This window comes from Kibdelosporangium philippinense, from assembly GCF_021390435.2.
GTDB lineage: Bacteria > Actinomycetota > Actinomycetes > Mycobacteriales > Pseudonocardiaceae > Kibdelosporangium > Kibdelosporangium philippinense.
This window is the reverse complement of record NZ_JAJVCN010000003.1, coordinates 1,570,277-1,596,535: the sequence shown is the minus strand read 5'-3', so window position 1 is coordinate 1,596,535 and position 26,259 is coordinate 1,570,277. Positions and strand designations below refer to the sequence as shown.

At 63.8% G+C, this 26,259-nt stretch carries 23 protein-coding genes and 1 pseudogene; 14 read left to right on the top strand and 10 right to left on the bottom strand.

The genetic code is table 11. The features are described from left to right. Positions 1-28: 28 nt before the first annotated feature. The 4 genes from LWC34_RS39650 to LWC34_RS39635 all read left to right on the top strand — a co-directional run bounded on the left by LWC34_RS39650 (position 29) and on the right by LWC34_RS39635 (position 2,068). On the top strand, positions 29-478 hold the full coding sequence (locus tag LWC34_RS39650; protein WP_233730340.1) for a MarR family winged helix-turn-helix transcriptional regulator: 450 nt from the start codon (positions 29-31) through the stop codon (positions 476-478). Positions 479-515: 37 nt separating this feature from the next. After that, positions 516-1,058 (top strand): F0F1 ATP synthase subunit B, encoded by a 543-nt coding sequence (gene atpF / locus LWC34_RS39645; protein WP_233730339.1) that lies wholly within the window; start codon positions 516-518, stop codon positions 1,056-1,058. A gap of 208 nt (positions 1,059-1,266) precedes the next feature. After that, positions 1,267-1,683 carry a hypothetical protein gene (locus LWC34_RS39640; protein ID WP_233730338.1) on the top strand — a complete coding sequence of 139 codons (417 nt, stop codon included), beginning with the start codon at positions 1,267-1,269 and terminating at the stop codon, positions 1,681-1,683. Then, positions 1,664-2,068: a PPOX class F420-dependent oxidoreductase gene (locus LWC34_RS39635; RefSeq protein WP_233730337.1), complete on the top strand. Its 405-nt coding sequence runs from the start codon at positions 1,664-1,666 to the stop codon at positions 2,066-2,068. Before LWC34_RS39640 ends, LWC34_RS39635 begins: the two co-directional genes overlap by 20 nt. Here LWC34_RS39635 and LWC34_RS39630 read toward each other — a convergent pair. Together LWC34_RS39630 and LWC34_RS39625 are read right to left on the bottom strand one after the other, a co-directional pair. Continuing rightward, positions 2,045-3,004 (bottom strand): YdcF family protein, encoded by a 960-nt coding sequence (locus tag LWC34_RS39630; protein WP_233730336.1) that lies wholly within the window; start codon positions 3,002-3,004, stop codon positions 2,045-2,047. The two genes, LWC34_RS39635 and LWC34_RS39630, sit on opposite strands and share 24 nt — an antisense overlap. A 57-nt stretch (positions 3,005-3,061) precedes the next feature. Continuing rightward, positions 3,062-3,688, bottom strand: coding sequence for a TetR/AcrR family transcriptional regulator (locus tag LWC34_RS39625; RefSeq protein WP_235730306.1), 627 nt, complete (start codon positions 3,686-3,688; stop codon positions 3,062-3,064). Positions 3,689-3,783: 95 nt separating this feature from the next. Between LWC34_RS39625 and LWC34_RS39620 the strand changes: the two genes are divergently transcribed. Together LWC34_RS39620 and LWC34_RS39615 are read left to right on the top strand one after the other, a co-directional pair. After that, a complete protein-coding gene (locus tag LWC34_RS39620; RefSeq protein ID WP_233730335.1) occupies positions 3,784-5,205 on the top strand; it encodes an MFS transporter in 1,422 nt (473 codons plus the stop codon). A 200-nt stretch (positions 5,206-5,405) separates the two neighbouring features. Continuing rightward, complete coding sequence (locus LWC34_RS39615; RefSeq protein ID WP_233730334.1) at positions 5,406-5,723, top strand: hypothetical protein; 318 nt, start codon at positions 5,406-5,408, stop codon at positions 5,721-5,723. Positions 5,724-6,102: 379 nt separating this feature from the next. Here the strand turns inward: LWC34_RS39615 and LWC34_RS39610 are convergent, their stop codons facing one another. From LWC34_RS39610 to LWC34_RS39600, 3 genes are read right to left on the bottom strand one after another with little or no spacing between them, the layout of a single operon-like run. Further along, a complete protein-coding gene (locus tag LWC34_RS39610) occupies positions 6,103-6,627 on the bottom strand; it encodes an Ldh family oxidoreductase (protein WP_233730333.1) in 525 nt (174 codons plus the stop codon). Further along, the gene (locus LWC34_RS39605; RefSeq protein WP_233730332.1) at positions 6,624-7,733 is read right to left on the bottom strand and encodes an aminotransferase class V-fold PLP-dependent enzyme; all 1,110 of its coding nucleotides are present in this window, start codon (positions 7,731-7,733) and stop codon (positions 6,624-6,626) included. The genes LWC34_RS39610 and LWC34_RS39605 overlap by 4 nt, the downstream gene beginning before the upstream one ends. A 26-nt stretch (positions 7,734-7,759) precedes the next feature. Further along, positions 7,760-8,656, bottom strand: coding sequence for an AraC-like ligand-binding domain-containing protein (locus LWC34_RS39600; protein WP_233730331.1), 897 nt, complete (start codon positions 8,654-8,656; stop codon positions 7,760-7,762). A gap of 137 nt (positions 8,657-8,793) precedes the next feature. Between LWC34_RS39600 and LWC34_RS39595 the strand changes: the two genes are divergently transcribed. Together LWC34_RS39595 and LWC34_RS39590 are read left to right on the top strand one after the other, a co-directional pair. Continuing rightward, positions 8,794-9,672, top strand: coding sequence for an amidohydrolase family protein (locus tag LWC34_RS39595; RefSeq protein ID WP_233730330.1), 879 nt, complete (start codon positions 8,794-8,796; stop codon positions 9,670-9,672). Continuing rightward, a complete protein-coding gene (locus LWC34_RS39590) occupies positions 9,669-11,024 on the top strand; it encodes an amino acid permease (protein WP_233730329.1) in 1,356 nt (451 codons plus the stop codon). The genes LWC34_RS39595 and LWC34_RS39590 overlap by 4 nt, the downstream gene beginning before the upstream one ends. Positions 11,025-11,072: 48 nt before the next feature. On the opposite strand, the gene LWC34_RS39585 is transcribed toward LWC34_RS39590, so the two are convergent. The 3 genes and pseudogenes from LWC34_RS39585 to LWC34_RS59070 form a co-directional block, all read right to left on the bottom strand. After that, positions 11,073-13,019: an RICIN domain-containing protein gene (locus LWC34_RS39585; RefSeq protein WP_233730328.1), complete on the bottom strand. Its 1,947-nt coding sequence runs from the start codon at positions 13,017-13,019 to the stop codon at positions 11,073-11,075. 253 nt (positions 13,020-13,272) lie between these two features. Then, positions 13,273-13,983 carry an RICIN domain-containing protein gene (locus LWC34_RS39580; RefSeq protein ID WP_233730327.1) on the bottom strand — a complete coding sequence of 237 codons (711 nt, stop codon included), beginning with the start codon at positions 13,981-13,983 and terminating at the stop codon, positions 13,273-13,275. A gap of 24 nt (positions 13,984-14,007) precedes the next feature. Then, positions 14,008-14,103: pseudogene (locus LWC34_RS59070) on the bottom strand (hypothetical protein); the annotation flags it as partial. On the opposite strand from LWC34_RS59070, the gene LWC34_RS39575 reads away from it, so the two are divergent. Continuing rightward, positions 14,068-17,526 (top strand): hypothetical protein, encoded by a 3,459-nt coding sequence (locus tag LWC34_RS39575; RefSeq protein ID WP_233730326.1) that lies wholly within the window; start codon positions 14,068-14,070, stop codon positions 17,524-17,526. The pseudogene LWC34_RS59070 and the gene LWC34_RS39575 overlap by 36 nt on opposite strands. Positions 17,527-17,538: 12 nt before the next feature. Here LWC34_RS39575 and LWC34_RS39570 read toward each other — a convergent pair whose 3' ends face one another. Together LWC34_RS39570 and LWC34_RS39565 are read right to left on the bottom strand one after the other, a co-directional pair. Beyond that, positions 17,539-18,369 carry a transposase family protein gene (locus tag LWC34_RS39570; RefSeq protein WP_233722715.1) on the bottom strand — a complete coding sequence of 277 codons (831 nt, stop codon included), beginning with the start codon at positions 18,367-18,369 and terminating at the stop codon, positions 17,539-17,541. A gap of 432 nt (positions 18,370-18,801) precedes the next feature. Continuing rightward, positions 18,802-19,893, bottom strand: coding sequence for an IS701 family transposase (locus tag LWC34_RS39565; RefSeq protein WP_372496528.1), 1,092 nt, complete (start codon positions 19,891-19,893; stop codon positions 18,802-18,804). A 268-nt stretch (positions 19,894-20,161) separates the two neighbouring features. Here LWC34_RS39565 and LWC34_RS39560 point away from each other — a divergent pair, with 268 nt between their 5' ends. The 5 genes from LWC34_RS39560 to LWC34_RS39540 all read left to right on the top strand — a co-directional run bounded on the left by LWC34_RS39560 (position 20,162) and on the right by LWC34_RS39540 (position 26,234). Beyond that, the gene (locus LWC34_RS39560) at positions 20,162-20,407 is read left to right on the top strand and encodes a hypothetical protein (RefSeq protein WP_233730325.1); all 246 of its coding nucleotides are present in this window, start codon (positions 20,162-20,164) and stop codon (positions 20,405-20,407) included. Beyond that, entirely contained in the window at positions 20,332-21,756 is a 1,425-nt protein-coding gene (locus LWC34_RS39555; protein WP_233730324.1) for a hypothetical protein, read from the top strand. The genes LWC34_RS39560 and LWC34_RS39555 overlap by 76 nt, the downstream gene beginning before the upstream one ends. Positions 21,757-21,824: 68 nt before the next feature. Continuing rightward, on the top strand, positions 21,825-23,009 hold the full coding sequence (locus LWC34_RS39550) for an ISAs1 family transposase (protein ID WP_233722717.1): 1,185 nt from the start codon (positions 21,825-21,827) through the stop codon (positions 23,007-23,009). Positions 23,010-23,399: 390 nt separating this feature from the next. Next, complete coding sequence (locus LWC34_RS39545; protein WP_233722402.1) at positions 23,400-24,857, top strand: IS1380 family transposase; 1,458 nt, start codon at positions 23,400-23,402, stop codon at positions 24,855-24,857. A 288-nt stretch (positions 24,858-25,145) separates the two neighbouring features. After that, complete coding sequence (locus LWC34_RS39540; RefSeq protein ID WP_233730323.1) at positions 25,146-26,234, top strand: hypothetical protein; 1,089 nt, start codon at positions 25,146-25,148, stop codon at positions 26,232-26,234. Positions 26,235-26,259 lie beyond the last annotated feature (25 nt).

The following is a 26,259-nucleotide window of genomic DNA, read 5'->3' as shown; positions in this document are numbered from 1 at the left end:
TAGATATTCCGCGAGTTAACATGTGACCGTGACAACAGACTTCGACGACTTCGTGGCGGCCACGCATGACCTCTTCATGGCGATGCGCCGCAACCGCGGCCGCCTGGCTCGAACCACCGCGGGTTTGTCGTTGTCCCAGCTCACGCTGTTGGACGCGGTGCTGGCCCACGGTCCGCTGCTGGTCGGCCAGATCGCCACGCATGCCGGGGTGTCCGGGCCGAGCGCGACCCGGATGCTCAAGCAGCTCGAACAGGACGGTGTCGTGGTGCGGCGACGCTCGCCCGAAGACGAGCGCAAAGTTGTGGTCGACCTCACCGAGCACGGCCGTGAACTGGTCGAAGAGCAACACCGCGCGCTTCGGGAAAGTCAGCGCCTTGACTACGAATCACTGAGCCCGCGGGAGCGGGAAGTGTTCGTCGACGTGCTGCGACGGATGGCGGGGATGATCGCCAAATGGTCCGAAACACCGACCAAGTAAGGTAACCACCACACCGACGACGACCGGGGGAGCGCCGATGTTCACCTTCATTGCCCAAGCTGTTGACCCGGACACGGAAAGCCCGGTTTTCCCCAGCACGTCGTTCGTGGAGATCCCGCTCGGCCTTGTGCTGTTCATCATCCTGTACCTGTTGATCGCCAAGGTGATCGTGCCCCGGTTCGAGAAGCTCTACACCGAGCGGCAGGGCCGAATCGAAGGCCGTATCGACGAAGCCGAATCGCTGCAGGCGCAAGCACAGCAGGCGCTGGAGAACTACCAGGAGCAGATCCACGCCGCGCAGGCCGAGGCCGCGCGCATCCGTGACGAGGCCCGCGCCGAGGGCAACGAGGTGCTCAACGAGGTCCGCGCCCAGGCGAAGGCCGAGGCCGATCAGCTGGTCATGGCCACCCGTGCCGACCTGGAGACCCAGCGGGTGCAGGTCAAGGCGGAGCTCGGCCCCGAGGTCTCCCGGATCGCGGTCGAACTGGCCAGCCGGGTGCTCGGCGAAACGCCGTCGGAAGTCGAAGCCGACGCCCGTCGCCGCGGCACAATCGACCGCTTTCTCGCTGAACGTGGATGAGTGAAATTCCTGGCGGAAAGCAGCCAGGATAACCGCTAGCTTTGCGCCCGTCCGATCCGGAAAGCCACACTCGATCGTGTGGCGATCACCCTCCGGATTGTGACGGGCGTTTCGGTTTAGCGGCTTTGACGGCAGGTACAGCATCCTGCCGTCAGGCTTTTCGGTAGAAGCAGCGAAACGGTTGGAATGCGGCACGTACGCCGTGCCAATGAACTGGAATCAACCGGATTCGGGATCCGACATCACGATCGCGGTGAGCAGACTTATCGCCAATAAGCCCGCGAAGGGGACGTTGTTCGCCAATCCCGGCGAGCCGGGCGCACCGGCGCAAACGTTCCCGTTGTACTTCGCGCACACCACAATGGTCGAGAGCCAGGATATCTACGCCATCGACCCGCGTGGCACGACCAGAAGTGCGACCGTCTCGTGCGGCGACCTGCCAGACACGTCCACTTTGGATCCACGGGACCCCGGCAGGGTCACCGGCAACACGTGCGTCGCCGACGTGGTCGACAAGTTCGTTGTGGACGGAACGTTCCCCAGGAGTGACATCGCTTGTCCCGGTGTGCCGTTCCCGATGCCCACGCATCAGGTACCGTCCGGCCGTGATCGACCTACAGAGTGACCTCGCCGCGTTCTGGCGGGAACGCCACCTCTGCACCTTCACCACGATCCGGCCGGACGGCACACCGCACGTCGTCCCGGTGGGTGCGACCCTCGACATCCCCGCGGGGATCGTCCGCGTCATCACCTCCGGCGACTCGGTCAAAGCACACCGCATCCGTGCCGCTTCTGGTTTGCCCGCAGCGCTTTGCCAGCTCGACGGCCGTCGGTGGTCCACGATCGAAGGCATAGTCGTGCTCCGCGATGATGCCGAGTCGGTTCGTGAGGCCGAGAGTCGTTATGCGGAGCGGTATCGAACTCCGCGGGTCAATCCGAAGCGGGTCGTCCTTGAGATGACGATCAAGCGCTTGCTCGGCAACGTGTCAGCGCGTGTAGACGAACAGTAGGTACATGCTGGTCATCGAGCCGCACAGGATGGCGTGGGCGACCTTGTTCTCCCGCATCAACGCGATGACCTCACGCAGGAACGCGCTCGGCAGGAAGTAGTTCGCGGTCGGCGCGCCGATCGCCTCGACCGGCAGGCCGAGCCTGCGCGCGGTCACCGCGGCCCGGAACGCGTGATAGTTGTTGGTCACCGCGGCAATCGGGCCTTGGACGTTGTTGTTCTTGAGCAGTTCCGAGCTGAAGCGCAGGTTCTCCTCGGTGGTCGTGGACTTGTCCTCGACCAGGATCCCGTTGTCCGGGAGTCCTTTCTGGACAAGGTAGTTCCGCATCGCTGTGGCCTCGGCGACCTCTTCGTCGGGACCCTGGCCGCCGGACACGACGACGACCGGTTTCGGTTCTTGGCGCTCGCGTACACCGATCGCCTTGTCGAGCCTGCTGGCAAGGAGTTTCGGTACGCGATCACCGATCACCCGTGACCCCAGCACGATCAAGGCGGAGTACTGCGCGCCACGCTGGAAAAAGCTGTACATGACCGAGTAGAGCAGCACACTCGTGCAGAAGAAGCCGACGTACCCAGCGAGTAGGACGCCCGCGCCGAGCAAGGCGTGGATCGGGCCGAGCCCGCCCGACGCGACCACGATGAACGAGATGTCCACGACGACGATGGCGATCCCGGCGATGAACGAAAGCAGGTTGCCCAGGGTCCTGCGCTCTTTCTGGAGCATTTCCAAGCCGTTGAGGATCAGCCCGACCGGCAGCACCACGCCAATGCCGAGCAGCGCCAACGCGAAGGCCCAACCCGCGAACGGCGACGTGCTGCCCAGCGCGGAGAACACCAGCGTCACGCCAAGCCACATCGCGTTGGACACTCTGCGCCGGTCCCGCCGGAAGCCTCGGATGAACATCACGGCCGGGAAAAGGGCGATCAACCAGGACACGCGGGCACCCTAGTCCATATCGGACTTATCACCGGGAAGTACGGCGAGAACGTGTCGTCAACTGACCGGCGCGAGCCATAGGCCGACGAGTGCGTCAATCAACCCATCCGCCGTGTGCCGCCAACTCGATCGTGGCGTTGGCGTGCCATCGGCCAGCGCGCGTTCCCGCTCAGCGACCATGTGCACCATCAACTGCCTGGACATATCCCGGCGTTCGGCACGGACCTCGTCCGGCAGATCAGGCAGTAACCGGTTGAACGCGGCCGTGATCCGCACAAGCGAAGGCGACGACCGCGATTCCTCGAACATGATCTGCCGCAGCGAAGGATCGGTCGTGACCTGCGCGCTGAACCGGCCGTACCAAGTCGGATTGCCCAGTTCCTCAAGGTGCTCGGTGGTCGGCCGGATCAGGCAGGCGATCCAGGCCCGCAGGTCCGACCGCTCGTCCAGCGAGGCGACCATTCGCTGGCGGATCCCCTCGATCTGCCCCGAATGCTTGCGTGCGATGGCTCTCACCAGGTCGGCCTTGGTGCCGAAGTGGTAGCCGACAGCCGTGTTGTTGCCCTGCTCGGCCGCTTCGCTGACTTGGCGGTTGGACACGGCGAAGACTCCGTGCTCGGCGAACAGTCGTTCCGCCGCTGTGAGGATCAGCTCGCGAGTCGCGCTAGCCCGTGACGTTCTCATGTTCACCACCTCCCGTCAGCTTATTCACCTCGATGTTAAGTCAGTCGACTGACTTAATCTATGATCCGCAGCATAAGCCGAGAGGGAGGCTCTGCATGTCCCAAGTTTCCGCGTCGAGGTCATCGGTCGTCGTGCCGGTGCTCGCGGCTGGCGGTGTGGTCGTCTCGCTGATGCAGACCCTGGTGATCCCGCTGCTGCCGGTTCTGCCGAAGCTGCTGAACGCCTCCGCCGCCGACGCGTCATGGGTGATCACGTCGACACTCCTCGCCGGTGCCGTCGCGACGCCTGTGGTCGGGCGGCTCGGCGATATGTACGGCAAACGCCGCATGCTCCTGTTCAGCGTGGCGCTGCTGATCATCGGGTCGACCATTGCCGCGCTGTCCAACACCGTGCTGCCGATGGTCGTCGGTCGTGCGTTGCAAGGTGCTGCGGCTGCCGTGATTCCGTTGGGTATCAGCATCATGCGTGACGAGTTACCGGCGGAACGCCTCGGCTCGGCCACCGCCGTGATGAGTGCCTCCCTTGGCGTCGGCGGTGCTCTCGGTTTGCCCGCGGCCGCTTTGCTTGCGGAGAACGCGGATTGGCACGTGCTGTTCTGGACTTCCGCAGGCCTCGGTATCGTGGTTTTCGCTCTGGTACTGGCTTTCGTGCCCGAGTCCAATGTGCGCACTGGCGGGCGGTTCGACCTGATCGGGGCGCTGGGGCTCTCGGTCGCGCTGGTTTGCTTGCTGCTGGGGATTTCCAAAGGCGCTGACTGGAGCGCCGGGCTGACGTTCAGCCTGTTCGGCGTGGCGGCCGTGGTTTTGTTGGTGTGGGGCTGGTTTGAGTTGCGGGTCCGGCAGCCGCTTGTGGACTTGCGGACCACCGCACGCCGTCAGGTTCTGCTGACGAACCTGACGTCCATTGTGTTCGCCTTCGCGATGTTCGCGATGTCGTTGGTGTTGCCGCAGATCCTGCAGTTGCCCGCGGCGACCGGGTACGGCCTGGGGCAGTCCATGCTGGCCACCGGGCTCGTGCTCGTTCCGTCCGGCCTGGTGATGATGGCGACCGCGCCGGTTTCCGCCCGCATTTCGCGGATGTACGGGCCCAAGGTGACTTTGATGGTCGGTGCCTTGGTCGTCGGTGTCACGTACGGCCTTGGCGTGTTCATGATGTCCGAGATCTGGCAGCTCGTGCTGATCTCGGCGTTGATCGGTGGCGGTATCGGCCTTGGCTATGGCGCGATGCCCGCGTTGATCATGTCGGCCGTGCCGTTGTCCGAGACCGCGGCGGCCAACAGCCTCAATACCCTCATGAGGTCGATTGGTACGTCGATCTCCAGCGCGGTGTCCGGCGCGATCCTTGCCCACCTGACCATCTCGTTCGGACAGGTGGAAGTGCCGTCACAGAACGGTTTCCGTCTGATCATGGCCATTGGATGTGCAACGGCACTGACCGCGCTGGCCATCGCTGCCTTCATCCCCGCGCGCAAACCGGCCTCGGTCGAGACACCGGCTCCGCAGCCTGCGTCCGCGTGATTTACCTTGGGGGCCGGGCATTCCAGTCTCGATCCACATTAGGCAATGGCAATACCCTTTCCGGCCGATCGGGCGAGCATGATCCATCGTCAGAGTTAACACAGTGACCTTGCGTGATAACGCGCCACCCGAGCGGTTAATTGCCTACCCGTCGCACATCCCCGTACGTTCGGACTGTCAACGAACGGAAGGGAAAACCCATGCGCAGGCTGATGGTTTCCGGTGTGGCGATGCTGTTCTCGGTGGTGGCTTTCGCTGGTACCGCCGTGGCGTCGCCTGTCAAACCACCACGCTGTGACCACCACTTCTACGGCCTCGGCAACGGCGAGGGCATCGCGGTCCTGTGTGATTACGGCCCATCGGACAGATTCCGCGTCATCGCGTACTGCGAGGCAGGGCTCAGTTCGTGGAACGAATACGGCACGATCGCGTACACCGGATTCGAATCCTCGGACGCGCAATGCCGTGGCCTGCTCGCCACCCCACACGTCGCCGGATTCCGAATCGACTGGCTCTAACCCTCGTGAGTGGTTAGACGTGTTAGAACACGGCTAACCACTCACAAGGGTCAGGGAGCCATCGCCAGCGGGCTGCCTGTCGCACGCAATGCTGCCAGGACATCGGCGTCGATCCGGATGCCGTTCTGTGCCGCGGTTTCGCCGCGTTCCTGTTCAGTCTGCCCCTGGCAGGTAAACCCGTCCGGTGCCTCGCGATGCGTTGATCTGTTCGGCCAATCTCAGTGTGTTGCTTGCGAATTCGTCACCGAAAGCATCCGGATTGACGGCCAGGAAGAAATGCGCGCAGTCGTTGGGAACTGTGGTGTCGGCGTACAGGCCTCGTACCCCATTTCCGAAACCACCGCCGGAAGCACGCCAGTCAACACGTCGACGATCAACGCTAGGCTGTATCCCTTGGGTCCGCCAAGGGCCGCTTCGGACAACGCCATATCGAGCACAATCGGTGGCCGGTTGGGCAACGGGACGGCGACAGCGAGGGGATTGTGCCGACAACCGGTTTTGCTCCTCCGGGTGCGGGCATCAGCGGCCGGGTATTAGCTGCTGCTATGCCGACGCAGCCTGCATCAGCTGCTGCGCTGGCGTAACGGAATGCCGCGCCGAAATGGAACGCGTGCCGGACCGCGACAGCTCCGATACCGAACTCGCGGGCCTTCTCGATCGCCAGACGCATGGCTTGATCGCCGCTGAGCTGACCAATGCTGTGGTGGGCGTCCAAGGTCGCGATCGCGCCGAAGTCGTTGACCACCTCGGGTTTCTCGACGCCATACATGGGCACGAGCAGAGCTCGAAGGTCGGCGTCCACCAGAGATTCGGCGACGGTCCGTGCCGCGTCAGGAGAGTATTCGAGGGCGAGGAAGATCCGCTCGATCGCCTCGGTCAGCCAGTCCGCAGTCACGACAGTCATTTGCGGTACTCACGTATCGCGGCAGCGACAGCGTCCACATCGTCGCTGGTGTTGTAATAGTGGAACGAAATTCGCAGCAGCTCGCCACGCGGGCTGGTGACGATGTTCCGGGCGCGCAGAAACTCCGCCAGTTCATTGGGATTGGGGTCGATCAACGCTACCTGCGGGTCTCGCAACGACGGATCCGAAGGTGTCCCAAGGTCATCCAGCACGCTGTGGGCGTACTCCGTGAGCTCGGCAATGTGGCCCTGTATCGCCTTCGGTTCAAGGGAAGCCAGCACCCGCATCCCTGCCACAGCACCGTAGGCAGCTGGGATCGCGGGCGTGCCGCTTTCAAATCGCCGCGCGTTCGCCGGAAAGTCGATCACACGTGGGTTGAAAGCGAACGGGTCACGACGGCCGAACCAGCCAGTGGCTTGCGGGTCGACCGCGTCCTGAACGCCTTCCCGCACATAGAGGAAAGCTATCCCGGGAATCCCAAGCATGTACTTGAGCGATCCGGCGGCCAGGAAGTCACAACCCAGCTGCCGTACATCGATGGGTACAACGCCCGCGGCCTGATAGGCGTCCACGAACGTCAAAGCGCCAACAGATCGAGCCTTTTCCAAGACACTCTCGACCGGAAGGCGAACCCCATTGCGATACGAGATCAGCGGCACGGAAACCAGCCCGCAGGTCTCATCGATCGCGGCGTCGTAATCTTCCGCGTACACGACACCGGACCGATCTTCGACATATCGGACATCGGTTCCACGCTGCGCCAGCCAGACGTGAGCGACCGATGGGAATTCCATGTCGGTCGTGACGATCCGCGGCCGCGACCGCCAATCTCTGGTCGACGCGACCTGGTACGCGGCGGCGGACAGCGACGGCACCACAGCGATCTCGTCCGTGGTCGCGTGAATCATGTCGGCGAACAACTGGCGGGCCAGATCGACCTGCTCCAGCCATTGTTCCCAAGGCGCACCGTACTCAAGGAGCGTGTGCTGGAATTCCAGGAGCGCGGTTGCCAGCATGTCCGACAATGCGCCTTGACTGCACGACGCCAGATAGGTCGTCTCGGTGAGCGCCGGGAAACGTAGTCGGAATTCCTCTGGGGTTGTCACACGTGCTCCTATCGACACGAGGGACGTTATGTCGACTGCACTGGCTTCGCTATCCACCTAACGCGCCGCTTGTCCGCGCAGCGCACGTCAGCGCCGCAGCGTCGTGGACGGCGTCTCACCGAACCGCTCGCGGTATTGCACGGCGAACCGCCCGGCGTGCAGGAAAGCCAGCGTGTGGCGGCCTCGGTGACGCTCACGGTGTTCGGGTCGGCCTCCGCGATGTCCTCGACGGTCAGCGGCTCGGCCGCATGGTGCTCGATCAACTTCATCGCTCGCTGGATCGCCCTCGGCGCGACGGACCGCTCGTCGCCGAGCGCGCCGCTGTACGTGCTCGGCTGGGCCAGGAGAAACCGCTGGAAAAGCAGCCCTTCCAGGTGTTCCATCGCCAGCGGCGCGTGGTCGGTCGTGGATACCTCGCGCAGGAGCAGGTGCACGACGTCGAGCCAGGCACGAGCTGCCGCGGACGTCAGATCCATGCCGAGTCCGAAGCGCAACGGCCGGTCGAGCGAGCGGTTCAGCGTGCGCCGCAGATGATCTTCCATCCGTTCCCGGTCGATCCCGATGATGAGCTGTGGCGTACCCCGTGACCAGGTCATATCGAGTCGTTCGGCAGGGTCGACGACGACCGCGTTGGCCGGATCCGAGCTCACGGCTTCGCGGCCGCACGTGATGTCCGCGTGCCCAGTGAGCGGGATGTGGACGAGGAAGCCGCTGCTCGGCTCGGAAGCAGCAATTCGGACACCGACGCGGTAGTCGACGTACGTGAGCGTCATCCCGCCGACCGCAGCGGACCGAAGCACAGCACGGAACCCGTTGCCGCTTTCGGGCGCGAGCTGGTGGTTGCGGAACACGCGGCTGCCGACCGCACGGGCCTCGTCCACGTCCACGGTGTCGATGACCTGGTGGTTAGCGAGAACGCTCATGGCAGCTCCTTCGCTTCCGCGTCCCTCCTATTTAGCCAGGGGGCCGCCGAAATCCCAACTGTCCGCCGAACGCAGCAACTATCCGGATAAGTGAAACGCGTGGCCACTGTCGCCTCAGCGACCGTACGGTCCGGCAGGTGACCGGAATCGATCTGCATACCCACCTGGCGCCTGAGCTGCCAGGGTTCGACGTTCCGCGAGCGTTGTACGAGCCCCTGAGGCTGGAGCGTTACCTGGACACGGCTGGACTTGACGAGGCCGTGGTGATGGTGCCGCCACCGTTCTTCCAGCAGCACCTGCCTGATGCCGCGGAATGGGTACGGAGGCTGAACGACGGGTTGTGCGCGACCGTCGAGGCCTATCCGCGGCTGCTGCCGTTGGGGTATCTCCCGTTGGAGGATCCGTCGCTCGCGGTTGCCGAGTATTCGCGGCTGCGATTGTCGCCGGTTGTTGGCGTGTGTGGCTCTGCTGGTGGCCGATCCGTCTCGTTGGCCGACCCTCGGTTTGATCCATTGTGGAGCTTGCTGGACCGGGACGGACGGATGATCCTGTTACATCCTGGGGCATCGCCGGACGCTCGGCTCAATGCCTTCTATCTGTCCAATTTGCTGGGTAACCCGACCGAGACGGCATTGGCCGCGGCGCAGCTGGTGTTCGGCGACGTGCTCGCGCGCTATCCCGGGATTCGAGTTCTTGTGGTCCATTGTGGAGAGACAGTGTCATCGATGATTGGCCGGTGGCAACTTGGTTACGACACCTCGCGCCCCGGCATCAAGCCGCTGACCGAGCCGCCGTCGGTCGCGATCCGTCGAGTCTATGTGGACTGTCTCGCCCATGACCCGATGCAGGTGGATCACGCCATGGCTGTCTTCGGCCCGGACAAGATCGTCCTCGGCAGTGACTGGCCGTTCGCCATGGGCACGGACGATCCGTACGGACAAGTGAAGCATCTCCTCGCCGCCGATCGCATCAGGACAACCAATGGCCGTCAGTGTCTGAAAGGGATCTCGTTGTGACCACCGAACTTTCCTCACCGCCACGGCTGGCAGGCGGGTTGCGCCAGCGTCACCTGACCATGATCGCGATGGGCGGGGTGATCGGGTCGGGGCTGTTCGTCGGTTCCAGTGCCGGTATCGCCTTAGCCGGTCCCGGTATAGTGTTCTCCTTCTTATTGGCCGGTTTGCTCGCTGTGCTCGTCATGCGAATGATGGCCGAGATGGCCGCGGCCCTGCCGTCAAGCGGTTCATTCTCGGAGCACGCCGAACGCGCATACGGCCCATGGGCCGGGTTCACCATCGGCTGGCTGTACTGGGTGGGTCTGATGGTCGCCGTGGCGATGGAAGCAACCGTGGCGGCGATGATCGTCAACGGCTGGTTCCCGATGATTCCACAGTGGGCACTCGTGCTGATCTTCATGACGGCGTTCACAGTGGTCAACTTGGCGGCAGTCGGAAACTTCGGCGAGTTCGAATTCTGGTTCGCCTGGCTGAAAGTCGCCGCGATCATCGTCTTCCTCGCCCTTGGGTTGCTCGCCTTCTTCGGCGTTCTGCCCGGCACAAACTTTGTCGGCACGGCAAACCTGACCGAGTTGTTGCCCAACGGCTGGTCCGGCGTGATCACCGGCTTGCTGGCGATCGTGTTCGCCTTCGGCGGCCTTGAAGTCGTGACAATCGCGGCGGCGGAATCAGACAACCCGGCACACGCCGTCGGCCGCGCAGTCCGAACCGCAGTATGGCGAATCTTCGCATTCTACATAGGATCGATGCTGATAGTGGTCACGTTGGTGCCATGGAACCAAATCATCGTAGGCGAAAGCCCGTTTGCCGCCGTACTGACCCACATCGGAATCCCCGCGGCAAGTCAGATCATGAACGCGGTCGTGGTGGTGGCATTGCTGTCCGCGTTGAACGCCAACATCTACGCCAGCGCCCGCATGATCTACTCATTGGCCGAGCGCGGCAAAGCACCCCGTGCCGTCACACGACTCGATCGCAACCAAGTTCCATACGTGGCAGTGCTGGCGTCGGTCGCATTCGGCTTTGTCGCAGTGGTCCTGAACATCGTGTGGCCGGACACGCTCTTCTACTTCATGCTCAACGCAGTGGGCGCGGTCCTGTTGCTGGTCTGGATCATGGTCGCCTGCTCACAACTCCGGCTGCGCCGAGTCCTCGAAAGTACGCAGCCCGCGTCGCTGACCGTGAAGATGTGGGCCTATCCGTACCTGACGTGGGCCGCCCTGATAGCGATGATCGGAATCCTGCTCCTGATGCTCACGGACTCCGCGGGCCGAGTCCAGCTGATGAGCTCCGGAATTCTCGTCGCAGTGGTACTCGCCATCTCCCTGTGGCACTCCCGAACCCACGTCTGACCAAACGAAAAGCGGGCTTTCGCTAGGAAAGCCCGCTTTCATGTCTGCTTAGGACGCAGTGACCGGCTGGACCAGCCAACGCTGGTTGCCGCCGCCGTTGTCCCAGAACTGAATGATCGGCGTACCGAGTGCCGTGCCGCTGTTGAACGCGTCAGCGATCTTGCCGGAGAACACGCTCGTCAGGATGTAGGAACCGTTGTCCCCCTTGGTGAACGTCCACTGCTCGGTACCACCGAGGTGACAGTTGGCCTGGACAAGCGGTGCCCAGTCGTCGACCGACCCCCACTTGACATCGAGGCACAAACCCGCGCCGTTCTTCAACGCATACCGCTTGCCGCCGAGGGAAACCAGCTCCCAGCGCCCCTGTCCGAACTGGCAGGACACCAAACGAGCCGGAGCCAAATCGGGCTCGCGGCCCGGCGCGACACCCATGCAGTGACCGGACGCGACGCCCTTGATCTCGACAACACCGGGCGTCATCTTGACGGTCGACTCGGTGTGGGTCACGTCGATGATGCGCCAGAGCTGATCGGCCGACTTGAGGTCAACCGCCTCAACCAACTGGGTGCCGTTGACAACGCCGCTGCTCGCCGGAGTGACGAACGTACCGGTGCCGACATTGCGAACCTGGAAGGTCCCATCGGCCGGGTTCTCGACGAACTTCCAGCGCTGGTCAGGGATATCGGTGCAGACAGCCTGAATGATCGTGCCATCGAGAGTGTCAAGGCAAAGCTTCGATGCGGTGTTCAGCAGCGAGTACTCGCCGTTGCCCTCGGCCGCCAGCTCCCAAACCTGCTTCGCGCCGCGTTCGCAGTCCCACAACTCAGTGGGGGCACGGTCAGCGAGCGCACCTTCGTTCGGCGAACCCAATTCACCGGCAACCTGGACGCATCGACGTGAACGAGCGCCTTGTAGTTCCACCACAAGCTTGTCGGCCGGCTTGATCTGGTCGACCTTGATCGCATTGAGATACCCGAGGGTCAGGAATGCGTTGCGGTCGGCGATGCTGCCTGCCAGTGCGGCACGCGCGGCCGTAGCCACCGTTGGCTGGAATCCGTCTTTCTCAGCGGCTTCAAGGATCTTGCGAACGTCCTGCTCGGCTTTGACGGCTTCCAAGCGGTCGCGTTCGTCAAGGTCCGCCTTGTGTGCGGTGTGGACACCGGTGAAAATGAACGCCTTCCACGCGGAAGGATCGTCACGCTTGTCGAATGCTGCCTGTGCGGCCGCCTTGACCTGAACGCCCAGTGCGCGTTTGGTGATCTCGTGGATGAACTCGCGGTCAGGCAGGTTCTTGATGTCCTCGGGAACCGCCGAGCCGACCGCGGCGGACCATGCGCTGGCCTTGGCTTTCAGATTCGCTTCCCGCTCAAGACGTTCCCGCTCAGCCTGTTCGGCTTGCTCGATCTTGCGGATGCGGTCCGCGCGGGACGCGGCGTAGATGCCGGTGACGAGGAAAGTCTGACGCTGCTCTTCAGTCGTGCCGTCGGCGAACAGCGCTCGCGCGGCGGCTTGTACGTGACTGCTGTTCTCGGACTTCTCCCACAGCTTGAAGATGAAGTTCTCGCTCGGGCCGTCCAGCAGTACCTGTGGGACGTTGACCCATTCAATCTCAGCCGCGGCAGCCAAACGCTGGCGATCTTGTTCGGCCTTCCTTTTCATCTCTTCAACGTCGAGCGCCTTGGCCTTGAAGATGCCGTCCACGATGAACAGCGTGCTCGCGGCTTCATCGGGGTCGGTGAATGCCCGCTCGGCCGCCGCCTTGATGTGAGTTCCTGGCTTTGCCTTCTGCCACAAGAAGATTACGAAGTTCTTGTCGCTGCCCACGAGCGGTATCTGGCTCGGGTCGAGTCCCAGCTCGGCGGCGGCCGCGATCCTCGCGTCGATGTCGGCCTGCGCGGCGGACGATACGGACGCGGAGGCGGGAGCAGCCAAGGCTGGCGCCGCTATCCCACCAGCCACAGTGGATGCGATGGTGAGCGCGGATAAAGCGCGCATGACAAAAAGAGACGATCTGGCAGACACCAGAACCCCCTGCATACTCAGAATTGACCGATAGTCCTCAATGGACCGTCTACCCCCCGGTAGTCGGATGCCGATGGGACCTTCGCATGTGCGGCGCGTTACAGGCAAGCCTGAATGACGATCGTCACCTCAATGGCCGTATCCGTACCGCGGAGGCGACGGTGAGCGCGCACAGCAAGAGTGGGCTTTCCCTGTGACATTGGGAAAGCCCACTCTTCACGACTGGCTACCGCACCAGCAGCCACTGCTGGTTCTGGCCGCCGTTGCGGTCGTGCTGGATGATTTGCGAGCCGAGCGCCGTCTGGGAGTGGAACACGTCGGCGACCTTGTCGCTGAGGACGCTCTTCAGGAAGACGGCCCCGTTTTCTCCCTTGGTGAACACCCACTGCTCGTTCGACTGGAGGTGGCAGTCGAACTGCACCAGTGGGGCGTAGTTGTCGATGGAGCCGTACTTGACGTCAAGGCAACGGCCGGACCGTGTGTTCTTCAGCGCGTACCGCTTGCCGCCGACGGAGATCAGCTCCCACCTAGCTGACGGTGGCAGTGGGCTGGGGCCACTGCAGGAGGCCAGGACCATTGGAGCCAGGCTGGGCTCGGAGAAGCGTTCGTAGCCTATGCAATGGCCTGACTGGAGGCCCTTGAGCTTGACGAAACCCGGTTCCACCGCCACGGTCGACTCGACGTGGGTCGGGTCGATAATGCGCCAGAGTTGGTCGGCGGACTTGAGGTCGGCGACGTGTTCGACCAGCGTCCCGTTGCCGGTGGCGCTGTCTCGCGGGGTGAGCAACAAGCCGGAGAAGGTGTTGCGCAGCTGGAAGGTGCCATCGGCTGGGTTGGCGATGAACTGCCAGCGCTGGCCCTGGAACTCGGCGCAGGAAACCTGACGGATCACCGCGTCGCCGCCGGTGTCAAGGCAACGCCGGGAGGCGATGTTCATCAGCTGGTAGTGCCCCTGGCCTTTGTCGATCAGTTCCCAGACCTGCTTGGGGCCGCGCGCACAGTCGTGGATCTCGGTGGGCGCGTGACTGGCGAGTGCGCCCTGATCCGGCGTACCCAGGTCACCAACGACCTGGAGGCAGCGTCGCGAGCGGACGCCCTGCAGCTCGATCAGGAGCGGAGCATGGTCGCCAGCGGCGGGCCAGCGGTTCGTACCGAAGGCGAGGCCGTACTGGCCACAGGCGACTACGAGCGGATTCTTGCCTTCTACCAGACCGGCTACGCGGAAGCGAACAAACGCGACCACGACTACGAAGACCAGATCGTCAAAGCCCTTGAGGATCGGAACAAGACGATCCGTGAGCTGACCGAACTGGCCAGGCGTTCTGAAGCGGCCTCGACCGCGCGGGCAGAGATCCTGCGTTTCAACATCCAAGCGGTGAAGTCGCTCGAAGAAGCGACCCGCGCCATGCAGTTTGGTACCAGGGCAGCCCAGCGGGCCGACCAGATCCTGCAGGAGGACAAGCCTGGCAGGAAAAACGGCCAGCGTGGCCGTACGCAAGAACTCCAGGCGCAGGTAGGCGAGGCAAAACGACAGTCGGAGTGGGCGGCAGGCGCGGTCGATATCGCCCGTACTACGACCGCGCAGGTGCAGAACGCGGCAGCCAACCTGATCAACACCGGTATGACCAACGGGTTGGAGTGGTCGAGGGTCACCATCGCGCTTGGCCACGCGACCGAGGCTGCCGCGAAAGCGACGGAAACGTCGATGCACGCCGCCGAGGCGACACTCGCTGACAGCCTCGCACTCGACGCGAACGCGAATGCTCTGGAGCACGCGCAAAACGCGAAGAAGTGGCGTGCTGAGGCCGAGCGTCAGGAACAGGCTGCCGCGCAGTTGGCCGCGGCAGCGAAGACTCAGGAACAGATCGCGGTCCAGGCGCGGGATCGAGCGAAGGCCCAGCAGGCCATCGCCGAGCAGGCCGCCCGCAATGCACGCACCCACGCAGCGAACGCGCGTTCGGCCAGGATCAACGCCCAGGCAGCGGCGTCGAACGCGATTGCGAAGAGCAACTCGGCGGTCGCGGCGAACTCTGACGCGGTCAGGGCGAAGACGCGCGCCGACGACGCGGCTACCGCGGTTCAGACGACGGCGGTGGAACTGCAGACCGCGACCAACATCACCATCCAGAGGGTCGAGGACGCCGACCGGGTCGAGCGTGCGCTGTACCTGGCACGCGAAAAGGCAGAAAAGGAAGGCAAGAACGCCGACGAGGCGACCAAGGACATCGCCGACGCGGCAAAGCGAGCCCGGTCGGACGCGAACGCTTCGGCTGCCTGGGCCGCTCGTGCCCGCAACGCCGCGGCAGTCGCCCGGTCCGAAGCAGCCAAGGCCGCAGCCGAGGCACAGCGTGCCCGGCAGGCTGCGATTCAGGCGGAGCGGGAAGCGGTCACCGCTCGCCGGGCGGCTGATGAAGCGAACCGGCTTGCCATGGAAGCAGCCAACGTCGCGAACGAGGCCTTGGCGTCCGCGGAACGGACCCAGCAAGAGGCTGAAGCCGCGGTGTCCGAGGCCAACCAGGCGACGTTCCAGGCCGACGTGGCCACCCGGGCGGCCGACGCGGCGACCGCCTCGGCCGCGCAGGTTGTGGATCCGGCCAAGATGGCGAACCTCATTGCGAAGGCGTACGCCGGCATCAACGCTGACGCTCGTCGCGCCATGGAAGTGGTCGCCGACGCACTGATGATCAGCGAACAGCAGGCCAAGGCGGCACGTGAGAAGGCCGACGAGGCCACCGAGGCAGCGAAACAGGCAAGGCAAGCAGCGGAAACCGCGGTCAACGAAATCAAGCCCGGGTACGAAGCGGCTGCTCGTGCGGCCGAGTCGGCAAAGCAAGCAGCGCAATCCGCGGTCAGTGCGAACGACGCCGCCAACTCCGCCGCCCAGCATGCTCAAGGCGCACACATCGCGGCCCGCAATGCGGGGCAGTCGTCCGTGTCGGCACAGGCCGACGCGAGACTGGCCGGGCACGCGGCCGCATCAGCCACCGCTGCGGCCGAGGTTGCCAACCAGGCTGCGACGGCAGCCGAGGCGATCCACGAGTTGGCGAAGAGGACCACTGAGTCGATTCACAACTTCGGCAAGCAAGTCAACGACCACCTCAATACCTTCATCAAGGACCGCAGGGCGGCGGAAGCCGAGGCCGAGCGGATGGCGCAGGACGCCGCACGCAAAGATGCGGAGCTGAACAAGCAGTTCCGGGATGGCATCATCGGCTTGATCTTGTGCAAGGTCTCGAGATACACCCCGCAATGTATGGAACTCAAGAGGAAGATCGACAAGAAGATCTTCGAGGGCGCGGTCGCGTACGGCAACTACGTCGACGACATGATCAAATGCGGTGTCGGTTCGGAATCCGCGTGCGCACAGTGGCGGGAGTCGACAAAGAAGATCGGCGAGTTCCTCCACCAAGCCGCCCTTGGCTTCGCGGAAGGGCTCAAGGGCACCGTCGAAGGCATGATCCAGATGGGCACCTGCGCGGTAGGTGCCATCACCGATCTGAACAACGCGGCTTGCCGTCAGATCGCCGACGGGTTCAGGGAACTGCTCAAGAATCCGTACCACCTCATCCATTTGGATGTGTGGCACGAGAACCCTGGCATGGCGTTCGGCCTGACTCTCTTCGACGTTGCCTCGCTCGCTTTGTCGGCAGGGAGTGGCGGTAGCACGGCACTGCTGAAGGTGCTACAGACCTTGGCCTCAGCTGTGGCCAAGGTTTCCACCAAACTCGCCAACGGAATCGCGAGGATCGAAAGGCTAGTCGTCCGCCTCACCCCCGGCATGCCCGACAAGCTGCCTGGTGCCGTTGCCGACATCAGCGGACTCACTGTGCGCATCGAGAACGGTGTTGCCAAGCTGGACGGTGGCCACGTCGACGTCGACGGCGTGCTTTACCGAGTTTCTCCGAGCACCGCACGGATCGACGGCGATCTGTCCAGACTGGAAGGTTCGATCGTTCGCCTTGAAGGCGGCACGGTTCGGATCGAGAACGGTGTGGCCAGGATCGACGGCGCCACCATCAAGATCGAGCAGCCCAAACCCGGCGATGCCTGCCGGTCGGCGAACTCCTGCACCCCTCCACCCGGCACCGATCCCAAGGAACCGGAGTTGCCGCCCAACGGCTGGAAGGGCTACGACGAAGGCGAATGGTTCACGCTGACCGAGCAGGAGCTCGCGGCGGCCAATCGTCTCATCGACGACGCCAAGGCCAAGAAGAAAGACGTTTCGGACAAGATACTCGACGTCCTTGGTAAACTGCAGAAGCAGTTCCCAGAAGCTGACAAGGCTGGATGGGAACACATGCTCAAGGAAGACGACTCGCTCAAGCGTAAGCTGGCGACTGAGATCAAGGGTGAGGGCAGTCTTGAAAAGGCGCTCATCAAAATGAACGATTCGCTCCGATTTACGATCACGTTGCCTGAAAATGTCTACACGGCAGGCTATCGCGAGGCTGTCAAGCTTATGAAAGGCCCACTGAGGTGATCTCAGCGACTTTCACGCGATCTTGCCGTGTTCGAAATGCGTGAGGACAAGGGCGGCTTTGACGATGTCGCCGATCTTGCTGGGGCTGGCGGTGAGATGCCGCAGGCTGCGCCAGCGTCCGGTGAGTAGGGCGAAACCACGTTCGCCCAGACACCGCAGGCCACGCAGCAGAGCGTTGCGTGTGCGGGTGTCCACGTCGAGGACCTGGCCATCGGCAGGCTGTTTGACCGGGGTGTGCACGCCGATGCCGGCACCGTCGTAGCCGCCATCGGCCAGCGTCGGCAGATCAAGGTGCGAGGCGGCCCAGTACAGCGCACCCAGCACATGCTCGCGCGCCACGGTCAAGTCATGGAGTGAACCGGGCTCGACATCCGAGACCCACCACGGAAAACCGTCCGGCGCGCACAGCGCTTGGATGTTGCCGCCGTGCTCGCGGGCTTTGCCGGAGTACCACAGGTCGATCGGCTCGCCTTTCACGCTCAACGTTTTCTCGCTACAGCGATCGGCGGAGAAGACCTTTCCATCGAGGATCACGTAGGCCGTGCCCTCATCCTTGGCCCGCTGCAGGGCCTCATGCAGGTCCGGCGCCTGCTCGGCGAGCACGATGACGACCTCATCCAAGTAGCGGTAGCCGGTGGCGCGGGAGATGCCGTGATCGCGAGCCAGGGCGGGGACGTCGGTGTTCTGCCGGAACCAGCGCAGGCCCAGCACCGCGTGGCGAAAGCAGGTCAACGCCCTGCTGTTCTTGCGGGTGCCGCGTCGGCGGCGTTCGGCGTGCAGCAGCCGGCTGAGGTAGAGGGCCAGTTCACGCGGGACATCGAGCATGGCACGATACGCAATCACGGGGAGCCTTCTGGTCCGGACTTGATCTTCGCAATCCAGTTCTACCAAGGGCTCCCCGCCCATCTTTCCCCGGGTCTCACCACTCCCCAGCACATCGACCAGCGCTCGTCCGAGCAGCTTCGCGGCTCAACAAACGAACCAGAATCTTGGTGAGATTACCTCACTGTACGAGCATGCAGTTGTGAAGAACGCGTGGAAATCCAACCTGACCAACTTTCAAAGGTATCGCGGCATCAACGATACTTGGGAGTTGCAACTAGTACGGCAACGGCAGTCTGGGATGTTTGATGCGTTGTCGCTGGTAGTGGCTGTGACGGGCTTGGGTTTGACGTCGTCGTCGCCAGTCTGACCAGTGTGCGATGTGCGCCTCAGCGTGCGCAGGGTGGGTCAACGCGGCCCACAGACGCCTGATTTCGTTGCAGGACAGTGGAATCAGGCACGCCGTGTCGGCTCTGGTGCCCCTTTTTCGTCGCGTAACCGTTCAGCGTAGGCGGTGACAGCGAGGAACGCGGCCGCGAGCATGGACAGGGTGATATGCCGATACCAGGCGTGGTACTTACGAACTTGGTAATGATCGAGCCCGGTCTCGTTCTTGGCGAACTGGAAGGTTTCCTCGACACCCCAACGGGATCCGGCGACGCGGACGAGTTCGGCCAGCGGCACCGGGTGATGGGTGTGGCAGATGTAGTAGGCCAGCTCGGTGGGCTTGCTGATCGAACGGCGAACCAGCAACAGGTGCTCATCTGCTCCGGGGTCCACCAGTAGCCAGTCATACAGGCGGTGGCCCTTGCTGCCCAGCCCGGCCGACAGGCGCTGCCAGCCCTTGCGGGGCGCGCTGCGGACCAGTTCGTCGGCCCGCACAGACTCTTTCGGGGTGATGAAGTGCTGGTCACAGGAGACGGCCATGACGTAGTTGAGGTTGACCTCTTCCAGCCATGCCCGCAGTCCAGGGTTGTCGCCGTAGGCCTCGTCGGCGGTGAACCAGCCCACCTCGACACCTGTGTTCAGCAGGCGCTCGAGCATGTTCTGGGCCAGCATGGGTTTGGTCGCGAACTCGACCTCGGCGCCGATTCCGGCTTCCTGACAGCGTTCCCGGTCACCCGTCCACGACGCCGGCAGGTAGAGCTCGCGGTCGATCAATGCCCGACCCTTGCTCGAGGTATAGGTCAGAAACACGCCGAGCTGGCAGTTCTCGATCCGCCCGGCAGTGCCGGAATACTGGCGTTGAACCCCGGCGGATTTGGTTCCCTTCTTCAGGAAACCAGTCTCGTCCGCCACCGCGATACCGCTCGGGTCACCCAGGTGCTCCAGCACGTACCCACGCAGATCATCACGGACCGCCTCGGCGTCCCAGCGGTAGAAGTTCAGCAGCCGCTGCATGCCATCGGGAGTCAGGTCGCCAGCCTGCTCGGCCAGCGTCCAGGAGTTTTTCCGCTCGGCACCCGAGAGCAGCCCAAGCAGGTACATCCGGGCCCGTCGCCGCGAGTCGGCCTGCGCGAAACGGCCCGCGACCAGCGCGAACATGTCATCAAACCCGGCCTGCCACCGGGCCAGGCGATCATCAACTACAGTCTCTGACGCGGCCACCGCGTCTTCTTCGAGATCCAACACACCTTGAAGTTGATCACGCGGTGGCCGTCTTCATGATCACGCCCCACCGCCGATGATCACACTGTGCGGTTGCCGTAGTAGTGAGGCCTCGCCTCGGACCGCCGAGCGGGTGGCTGGTCTGGTATAGCCGCTGTGGGTTGGAGCATGCTCGCCTGCGTAGCCATGGTGACGGAGGCGGGTCATGGGCGCGCATGTGGTGACGGTCAACGACGTGCTCGACGGGCATGTCGCGTTGGACATCCAGTGTCTGGACCGGATCTATCTCAACGCCTACGTGCCGAAGCTGCAGACCAGCGCGCAGGTGGTGGCGTTCCTGTCGGGTCACTTGGATATCCGTTCCCGTCTCCGGCGTTGTTCAAGCAGTTGGGTGACCGGTTCCGCCGGGCGGTGTCGGATTTCGCCGAGGCCAACGACATCCCGTGGGTGAAGTTCGGCAAGAACGACGTGGGCGGCAAGCTGGAGTTGATGCGTCCACACCTGGATCGTCAGGCCGCGACTGGCCGGTCCGGTGTCGCGGCGATCGGGGTGGCACAAGAGTTCCAGCGAGTCTGGACCGCCTACGAGCGCCAAAGCCCGGCCGGGGCGGTGCAGTGGTGGTTCACCAAGACCGACCGGCGGGTGTCCTGTTACTACTTTTACCTGTGGGACATCGACTTCGGTCCGGCGTTCATCAAGGTATGCACCTACTTTCCTTATCCGGCCAAGGTGTGGCTCAACGGGCACGAGTGGGCCAAGTGTCAGGCCGAGCGGGCCGGGATCGGGTTCACCGCACTGTCCAACGGGTTCGCGGCCACCGACGATCCGGTGGTGTTGCAAGCGATCTGTGACCGGCTCGGCCCCGGCGTGATCAATGTCTTCCTGCAACGCTGGTTCGCGCGGCTGCCACTGCCGTTCACCACCACCGATCGGGACGCCGGGTACTGGTGGGAGACCTCGATGCGGCAGATCGAGACCTCCCGCACGATCGTGTTCGACGCACCCCGGCATGCCCGCGGGTTCTTCGAGGCGCTCATCGCCGACAACCTCGATCTCGGCCGCCCGCACAACATCGAGATCATCTTCAACCGGCGGGTCCGGCGCGACACCCAGGGGACGTTTCGCACCGCGATCGATCGCCGGGACAACGGCGGGGTGCTGGTGAACGTGTTCTACAAGCACTCCCGGATCAAGCAGTACCTCAAAGACGGCCGGGCGATGCGCATCGAAACCGTCGTCAACGCCCCACGGGATCTGGGCTGCAATGCCCGGCTGCCCAATCTGGAGGAACTCTCAGCGAAAGCCCGTGCCTGCAACCAGCGAATCCTGGATGCTGAACGTGTCGGTCAGGGTTGCGTCCTTGCGAGTCCAGCCTTTGAGCGGATCGCACACCCCTCCGTGGACGCGGAGGGGCGCAGGACCCCGGCCCTACGGTTCGGCGATCCTCGGGTCATGGCCCTGACCGGCGCGCTGTGTCACACCCTGCTCGCGGCAACCGGCTTCACCAACAAGAACCTGCGTGTCTTGATCGCCGGGCTGCTCGGCAGCGACTACCGCCCCGGACAGATGACCTACGACCTGCGCCGGCTGCGCCTGGCTGGACTCATCCGCCGCCTGCCACACAGCAACCGCTATGTCCTCACCGAGGACGGCCTGCGCATCGCCGTGTTCTACACCAAGATCTACAACCGGCTGCTCGTCCCGCTCACCGCTGCCAGCCAACCCCAGGCCCCAGGGCTAAAGCAAAGTCGGTTGATCTTGGGAGTGGTGGGGCGGGGTGAGGTTTTCCCTGGTGGGTAAGGAGATGCGGCCCTTCGATGGGACGATGTGAGTTCTCACGCTCTTGATCGTCTGTCGAAAGGCCGCTGGTGTCAGTGTCGCATGCCGTCTGCGTACCCGTCGATGCGTCGGTCATGATGGGCTCGGCTGAGCTAGCCGACTTGGTCGCGTTGCTGGGCAAGGTCGCCGATCCCCGTAAACGCCGGGGGATTCGGCATCACATCGCCACGGTGCTGGCCGTGACGGTGCTGGCGGTATTGGCGGGGGCGAAGAACTACCGGGAGGCCGGTGACCGGGCCGAGGACTTGCCGCAGGAGTTGCTGGAGCTGGTCGGGGCGCGGCGGAGCGTCCTATCGGGACGGCGTGTGGCGCCGAGCGCGGACACGATCCGCCGGGTGGTCGAGTCGGTGGACGCCGAGGCCGCCGACAGGCTGGTGTGCCACTGGCTGGCTGATCGAGCGATGGCCCTGGCCGGCGACGACGGCTGTGCTGGCTTCGACGGGGTGGCCATCGACGGCAAGGCCGTGCGTAATTCCGGTGGTGTGCGCCTGTTCTCGGCGATGCGTCACGGCCAGGCGGTGGTCATCTCGCAGATCCGGGTCCCCGACGAGACGACCGAGACCACGCAGGTCAAGTCGTTGCTCACGGGTATGGATCTGGCGGGTGCGGTGGTCACGGCCGATGCCGCGCACACCCAGCGCGACACCGCGCGGCACCTGGTGTCCGACAAGCAGGCGGACTACGTGCTTGCTGTCAAAGGCAACCAGCCGACCCTGTTGGCCCAGGTCCAAGCCCTGCTGCCGCCTGCTGCCCCAGGGTCGGAGGACCATGTGGACGACGAGCGCAGCCACGGGCGGATCACCCGCCGGGCCATCTGGGCGACCGTCGCCGAGGGCGTCGATTTCCCTCATGCCGCCCAGGTCTTCCGCATCCGCCGGGACGTGTTCAACCTCGCCGGGCAACGCGTCCACAAAGAGATCGCATACGGCGTGACCAGCCTGAACACCGAGCGAGCGTCCGCTCGGGACATTGGTGGCCTGGTACGGGGTCAGTGGGGCATCGAGAACAAAATCCACTGGGTCCGCGACGTCGTGTTCGCTGAGGACCACCAGCACGCCTACACCGGCAACGGTGCTCACGCCATGGCCATGCTCCGCAATCTGGCCATCGGCCTGATCCGCCTGGCTGGACTCACCGAGATCAAACGCACCCTGGAATGGATCGCCGCCGACCGCATGAGAATCCTCCCGCTCCTGGCCGCATCTACCCCCTGAACAGCAACAACGACTTTGCTATTGCCCTGCCCCAGGCCCCGCCCGAATTACGCCAAGCCCTACGCACACTTGACCGCCACGTCGACAGCTATGCCGACCGGGCCCGGCTCACACCCGCAGCCTGAAACTTGACACAGATGTGAAGAAGCCTGCGACCAAAGATCACTAGGTGGCGGGCGGGTGCTGCGTTTCGAGGTCCAGTTCCACACGCCGATGAGTCTGTGGGCCAAGACGGATGAGCATCCCTACTACAACCAGCGACGGGTGCTTGATGAAAATGATCCGGCTAACCCTGAGTATTCATGGCGATCTTGATTCGGGCGCCGTGTCGGAACAGGGAAAAGTGCTCCTGAGCTGGGAAGATGAGGTTGCTAATGCCTGTTCTTACCCATGAAGCTCTGGAGCACTTTCGACGTGGATGTTACTGGGTGGTCGCGGGATCTGGCGGTAGAAGTCGGTGGGCGTGGCGTGGTCAGTCATGCCGGGACCGCGGCGGTGCGGTTGCTGGCCGACCGCACCGGGTTGACGGAAGGCTTGTCGCGGGCGATGGCGCGGCGTGGGTTCATGCCGGTGCATGACCGTGGCCGGGTGTTCGCCGACACCGCGGTGTTGATCGCTGACGGCGGGCGGGTCCTGTCGGATCTGGCTGTCCTGCGCGATCAGGCCGAACTGTTCGGGCCGGTCGCCTCAGATCCGACGTTGTGGCGCACGTTGGACGCGGTCGGTCAGGTGCAGCGCAACAAGATCGCCCGTGTGCGTGCCCGGATCCGCGAGCATGTGTGGTCGTTGATCGAGCGACGGCACGGCCGGATTCCGCCGTCGCGGGTGGCCGACCGTGATCTGGGCACGACCGTGGTGGTCCGGTTGGATGGTTCGCTGGTGATCGCGCACTCGGACAAACAACTCGCCGCGGGAACCTACAAGGGCAGCTTCGGTCATCATCCGCTGCTGGCCATGTGTGACAACACCGGCGAATCGCTGGCCCTGTTGCTGCGCACAGGAAGCGCCGGATCCAACACGACAGCTGATCACCTCGAGGTCCTCGACGCCGCGATCGCCCAGATCCCGGCGAAACATCGAAGGAACCTTCTAGTCACCGTGGACGGCGCGGGCGCCTCCCACGGTCTCATCAAGTACATCACCGCGCTGAACGCCAAGCCAGGCAGGCAGGCGCACTACAGCGTCGGCTGGGAACTCGGTGCGCGGGAACGAGCCGCGATCGGCCGTGTCCCCGCGAAGGCATGGCAGGCAGTGCTCGATCACCACGGCGATCCTCGGCCGCTGGACAAAGCCGGCGTGGTGGAACTGACCGCGCTACTACGTCACCACCCCGACGGGGACCAACTGGAGAACTGGCCGGCCGATCTGCGGATCATCTGTCGTCGTGAGAAACCCCACCCCGGCGCACAGTTGTCCCTGTTCGAAGAAGCCGACGGCTGGCGCTACCAACTGGTGGCCACCAACACCCCGGGCAGCGGTTCGGGCGCCACCGTCCAGTTCCTGGAAGCCCGTCACCGCCCGCACGCCCGAGTCGAGGACCACGTCCGCTGCGGCAAGCAAACCGGCCTCGGTCACCTGCCCTCCACCAAGATCGAGATCAACCGGGCCTGGTGTCTGGCCGCCACCATCGCCATCGACCTGCTCGCCTGGCTGCGCCTGCTCTGCCTTGAGGGCACCCTCGCCAAAGCCGAACCCAAAACCCTGCGCTACCGGCTACTGCACACCGCCGCCCGCATCGTCCGCGGCCAACGCAAACGCAAGATCAAAATCCCGGAAACCTGGCCCTGGGCCGACCCTCTCGCCGCCTGCCTCCGGGCAGCGCTGGCCCTGCCACCACCAACTCGATGACCCCTGTCCCTGCCCCTCGACCTGAAAGGCCCGCCCCCCAACCCGGCGCCCAGCCAACACCGGCGGCCGGGCTCGAACCCTGACCATCACCACACAGCAACCAACTCAAGATCAACATCCGAACCGGCACAGGCGGACACGTCACCCACGTGAATGATCAAGGCTAACGCTCAGAAGATTGCTGAACTGAAGGCCATAAGTGAAAGCTATTTCAAGCAAGTGACATATCCTGCTGGTGTGCTGGACATTATAGCGTTCGACAAGTATAAGGACTAGTTAAGGATTCGAATGCCTCGGCAGTACCGGTACTACGCGATCGTCGGCCCTCAACGGACCGTCGACAGTCCAAGCGTGGTCGTTCGCGAATGGGACGCGGCTGGTGGCGACACCAGCGAGGAAATGTTCTCGACGGATCTCGAGTGGGTGCGGTCCAACATCCTGTACCGCATCGGCTCCGGCCGGGACATTTCCGATGCCGTGCCGATCTCCGCGGAAGCCGCGACGCGGTTCGAGTCGATTCAAGCTGACCGAGTCCGGCTCGAGCGGGAGCGGGAGCGCGAGCTGAAGTCGCGGCAGTACCGGTACTACGCCGTTCTGGGCGGTGAGTACACCCTCGCGGACGACCCGTTGATGGTTGTCCGCGAGTGGGCCACTCAGGATGGCGATACGCACGAGGAGATGTACTCGAGTGCGCGCGAATGGGTACCGTCTGACTTGGTGTCGCACATGAGGTCGGGGCAGGCAAGTGATATCGCGGTGCCGATTTCGCTGGACATGGTTCGGAAATTCGGTTTGGTACAAGCCGAACGCGAGCGGCACGCCCGTCGTCTGCGCGATCAGGAGTTGGGCCGAGAGTACAGGTATTTCGCCGTTGTGGGTGCTCACGACTCACTAGACAACCCTCATGCTGTTGTCCGCCAATGGGATGGGCAGGACGGTCAGACGCACGAGGAGAGGTTCGCCAAGAGGCTCGACTGGGTGCCGTCCGACCTGACGTACCGGATCAGCGTCGGTGCCGAGTCCGAGCCGTTCGAGGTGATCGCTGTCGACATGGTGGCGGCGGATCGGTTCGAAGGGGTCCAGCAAGAACGGGTATGGGCCGAGGAACGTCATGATCCGTCGGTCGCGGAGTACAACTACTTCGCGATCGTGGATGCCGGCCATCCCGTTGACGACCCGCTGACCGTGATTCGTGAATTCGGAGGGGTTGAGCAGGAGTACACGCATGCCTTCCGGTGGGATGGGTCCACCTGGAGATACCGGATCGGCCTACGCCAGCTTGCCAGTGAGGCCGTTCCGATCACCGCGGAAGCCGCCAAGCAGTTCGAGACCGTACAGCGCGCACGCTTCCTGCGAGCTCACGGACTTGAGCCCTGAAACCGGGAAGTTTCAACCGGAGGTT